The sequence below is a fragment of the Shinella sp. genome, assembly GCF_052438155.1.
GTDB lineage: Bacteria > Pseudomonadota > Alphaproteobacteria > Rhizobiales > Rhizobiaceae > Shinella.
Genome location: NZ_JBQVPI010000080.1, coordinates 322 through 4478, shown reverse-complemented (window position 1 = coordinate 4478; position 4157 = coordinate 322). Strand labels below are relative to the sequence as shown.

Annotated in this window: 4 protein-coding genes; all 4 read left to right on the top strand. The window is 59.5% G+C overall.

Translation table 11 applies throughout. The annotated features are described in order from the left end of the window. The coding region (locus tag ACT6VE_RS34405) for an Nmad2 family putative nucleotide modification protein (protein ID WP_444802615.1) at window positions 1-610 on the top strand (610 nt) is incomplete at its 5' end. After that, entirely contained in the window at window positions 573-1736 is a 1164-nt protein-coding gene (locus tag ACT6VE_RS34400) for a nucleoside triphosphate pyrophosphohydrolase family protein (protein WP_444610057.1), read from the top strand. The genes ACT6VE_RS34405 and ACT6VE_RS34400, both read left to right, overlap by 38 nt. Further along, window positions 1733-2401: a uracil-DNA glycosylase gene (locus tag ACT6VE_RS34395; protein ID WP_444610056.1), complete on the top strand. Its 669-nt coding sequence runs from the start codon at window positions 1733-1735 to the stop codon at window positions 2399-2401. Before ACT6VE_RS34400 ends, ACT6VE_RS34395 begins: the two co-directional genes overlap by 4 nt. 73 nt (window positions 2402-2474) lie before the next feature. After that, on the top strand, window positions 2475-3914 hold the full coding sequence (locus ACT6VE_RS34390; protein ID WP_444610055.1) for an SIR2 family protein: 1440 nt from the start codon (window positions 2475-2477) through the stop codon (window positions 3912-3914). Window positions 3915-4157: the final 243 nt, after the last annotated feature.

Genomic DNA, 4157 nt, shown 5'->3' with positions numbered 1-4157 from the left:
GTATGATAGCGGCTTCGCGCCAAATCCCTTTTACGGCTGCTGCACGCTCGCGACTTGCAAACCTGACATTCGCAGATCCGCCAGTATTGGCGACTGGGTCGTGGGGACCGGTAGCAATGAGCGGCGCATCCAGCGCGGCGGCCATCTCGTCTATGCAATGCGCGTAACCGACATACTAAGCTTTCAGGACTATAATGCCGATCCGCGCTTTGCGAAGAAAAAGCCCTATCGCAGCGGCAGCCGGAAGCAGAGCTGCGGCGACAATATCTATTTTCGCAATCCGGATGATGACGGGTGGTTACAACGCGACTCTTTTCACACGACCGATACCGGGGGGCAGCACGCACGCCACATCGCGCGCGACACGGGCGTCAATCGCGTGCTGATCAGCGAGGACTTCATTTACTTCGGCGGATATGGGCCGGAAATTCCGGCGAACCTGGTCGATGCGGGTGGCCGTCCGGTCTGCAAATCGGGGATCGGTCGGAATGTTTTCGACGACCCTAAATTGATCGGGGCTTTCGAGGCTTGGGTGCGCTCGCTCGGCGACGGCGGCTATCAGGATGCCCCCTATGAATGGAGGCAGCTTCGTGGCGGTGTCCGGTACTGAGAATGTGCGCGGTTCGGTGCCGCTGAGCGATTATGTGGACAGGATCGACGGCACCGACGTGCTGGATCCGAACAGTCTCGAACCGATTCTGCTCGGACTCTACGGAGAAGTCGGCGGCATCATGTCGACATCGAAGAAACATGCGCGCGAAGGCGACGCCTTTCCCGGCTTCCGCAAGGCAGCCGAGGAAGAGTTCGGAGACACGCTCTGGTATTTTGCCGCCCTTTGCCGCCGTACCGGCTTTTCGCTGGAGGAAATATTCACCGAAGGGAGCGCGAACGGAACCTATCGAAAAATCGGAGCGGCGAGCGATTACGGCCGCGGCGCTATCGCCCATATCATGGTACCCGACACGACTGTGCATCTCGATACCGCGCTGTTCGATTTGGGCCGTGCAGCCTCGGCGCTTCTGGGTACGTCGCCAGAGCGCGCCGACCTTGTAAGCTTTGCTGGGCATTACCTGCAGGCACTTAGCGGTGCAGGGCTCGATTTTTCTACCGTGGTGCGTACGAACATCAAAAAAACGCGCGGTGCGTTTCTGGTCCCCGATCCGGCGGACCTCTGCGATTTCGATGAAGGCTTCCTGCCCGAAGAGCAGCTTCCTCGGAAATTTCGCATCAAGATCAGCCAGCGGGCGAGTGGCAGGACCTATCTGCAGTGGAACGATGTGTTCATCGGCGATCCTCTGACCGACAACATTGCCGACCGGGACGGTTACCGCTTCCACGATGTCTTCCATTTCGCGAATGCGGCAATCCTTCATTGGTCGCCTGTAGTGCGCGCGCTTATCAAGCAGAAGCGAAAGAGCCGAAAGGACTATGATGAAGAGCAGGACAGCGGGCGTGCGATCGTCGTCGAAGAAGGTCTGACGGCCTGGATATTCTCGCGCGCGAAGGATCTGAATTTCTTCAAGGATCAAAAGCGTATCTCTTTCGGCGTCCTCAAAACGATCAGTGAATTCGTCGAGGGTTATGAAGTTTCGCGCTGCCCGCCTAAATTGTGGGAGCGCGCCATTCTGGACGGATATGCGGTTTTCAGGCAGATGAGCGAGGCGCAAGGCGGATGGATCGTGGGTGATCGCGATGCGCGCACAATCTGTTATGAGCCGCTCGAGGAGACGAAATGAACACGCAGTCCTTTGTTCGCGCGGTGTCCGATCTGACGTTCGACCATTGCTTCAACCCCTATACCGATCGATGCGAAACCTTCGATCGATCCGATGCGGCAAAAACGCGCGCAGCGGCGCTGGCGGCGATGCTGGAAAGCGCAATTTCAGCACCGGTCGATGCCATCTGGGTCGGGCGTGATCTCGGGTATCGCGGCGGTCGGCGAACCGGTCTTGCGCTGACGGACGAAGTCAATGCCAGCGCGCACATGAGCCGGTGGGGCGTCGAGGTCGAACGGCCGACCGTCGGAGACATCATCGGAGAACGCACAGCTGCGGTCATTTGGACCATGCTGGCCCAGATCGACGCGCGCATTTTCCTCTGGAACGTGTTTCCGCTGCATCCGCACGAACCCGGGAGGCCTTTTACCAATCGCACCCATAACTCCAAAGAGCGACGGGCGGGCGAGGAGATCTTGTCTCTTCTGATCGCGCTACTGCGACCCCGGAGAATTTTTGCGATCGGCAATGATGCCGCGCAAGCGGTGGCTCGCATCGACGACCGTCTCGAGATGATCCCGGTCCGCCATCCCAGCTACGGCGGCCAGACGCAATTCCTCCGCCAGATCCGGGAAGCCTACGAATTGACGGTGGTCGAGGAGCCGGTAATGCGCCTGTTGCTTTGACGTTAGGCGAGTAGGAACGGGCAGTCTGGCGGGATACCGGGCCCGCGTCTCGACCGAACATGGGGGAAGGGTAATGACCAAAGCGGCGATGACGCGCTTTCTGAAGGAATATCCGACCGCCTTGGCTGATGGCGTCGGAGCGGTGTTCGTCGGAGCAGGGATGTCGATGGCCGCCGGCTATCCGTCCTGGGCTTCTCTGCTGCGTGAAATCGGCGACGAGCTTGGCGTAAGCTCGCGCGATATCCAAGATCTGGCGGCCCTTGCACAGTGGAGCATTCAAGAGAGCGGCAGCGCGACGCGCGTTCGCAATGTCATCAAGGAGCAGATCGGTAAGGACCGTGATGTGCCTGCGACGCTCGAGATAATTGCCCGGCTGCCCGTTCAACATATCTGGACGACCAATTACGATCGTCTGGTTGAACGGGCTTTTGCGGCGATCGACCGGCCGCTCGACGCCTTGTCAGGCGCTGCAGATCTTTCGCTCAAACCGACGCCGGGCGCCGCACGGCTTTACAAGATGCACGGTTCGATTGACCGGCTTGACGACATTGTGATCTCAACCGACGATTATGAACTGTTTCGCAGTCGGCGGGGAGCTTTCCTGCCGCTTCTTCAGGCCCATCTGACGAACAAATCGATATTGTTTGTCGGTCTGAGCTTCACTGACCCGAATATCCGACATGTCCTTTCGTTGATCCGCGAGAGCTTTACCGAAGCACCGCCGGAGCATTTCGCTATCGTTCGGCCTCCGCATCCAGACGATTTCGATACCGAGGACGAGTATAAGGCACGGCTTGCGCAGCATAAGCTCTGGGCGAAAGATTTGAGGCGCTACGGGCTGGCTGCCGTCGAAATCGACAGCTATGACGAAGTCCCGGGCTTGCTTAGACAAATCGAGCGGCGCGTGGCAGCCCGGCGGGTATGGGTGAGCGGGAGCTGGCCGCTCGAAGACGGTGACGGCGCTCCCGCGTGTTACTCTCTGGCTGAAGATATCGGGCGCTGGATCGGACACACGGGGCGCGATCTTGTCAGCGGCGCGGGCATTCTGGTGGGATCGGGCACCATTGCCGGCTTTCTGGAGGCGCTGCGCGACCGTGGCGGATGGGATCTAAGCCGTCGGCTCATTGCCCGACCATTTCCGCAGCCCTTGGCGGGCCAGGCGGCCGACCAAGCCAAATGGACGATGTTGCGCCATGAACTCGCGCGGCAGGCTGGCGCAGTGATATTTATCGGCGGCGCCAAGATGCAGGGCGCGGACTTGGTGCTGGCTGGCGGGGTGATGGAGGAATTCGAGATCGCGCGACAGGCCGGCGTGTTTGTCTTGCCCATCGGGGCAAGCGGCGGCGCGGCTGCTGAGATCGCTGCGGCAATTCTCGGATCGAGGCTTCCAGAGACGGGTCCGGAGGCCGTCAGGCCCACCGATGCAGAGCTGCAGTTGCTGATGGACAAAAGTGTCGAGCGAAAGGCAGTCTTGGAATGCGTCGCTGCGATCCTCGAACGCCTCGGGAAGTAGCCCATGAATTTTGCGAGTTCTTCCTATCTAAGTGCGTCGCGACCTTCGAGATCGTTCGGGCGACGAATGTCGCATGCGGCGAGATGGCGCCCAATCGACAACCTTCCACTGAATTGGAAAGACGGCCGGACAGTTAGGGTACGTTTGTCTCGGCTGGAGCATCAGCGGGAGCTCGAGGCATTCTGGCAAGATTGCGGCGAAATGGCTGGAAACTGGATTGCAGAAAACGAGCAGGTTGTAATT

Bases quoted from the DNA above. Each gene is read 5' to 3' on its own strand.
- ACT6VE_RS34395 (WP_444610056.1), top strand. From the start codon at position 1,733: ATGAACACGCAGTCCTTTGTTCGCGCGGTGTCCGATCTGACGTTCGAC.
- ACT6VE_RS34390 (WP_444610055.1), top strand. From the start codon at position 2,475: ATGACCAAAGCGGCGATGACGCGCTTTCTGAAGGAATATCCGACCGCC.
- ACT6VE_RS34400 (WP_444610057.1), top strand. From the start codon at position 573: ATGAATGGAGGCAGCTTCGTGGCGGTGTCCGGTACTGAGAATGTGCGC.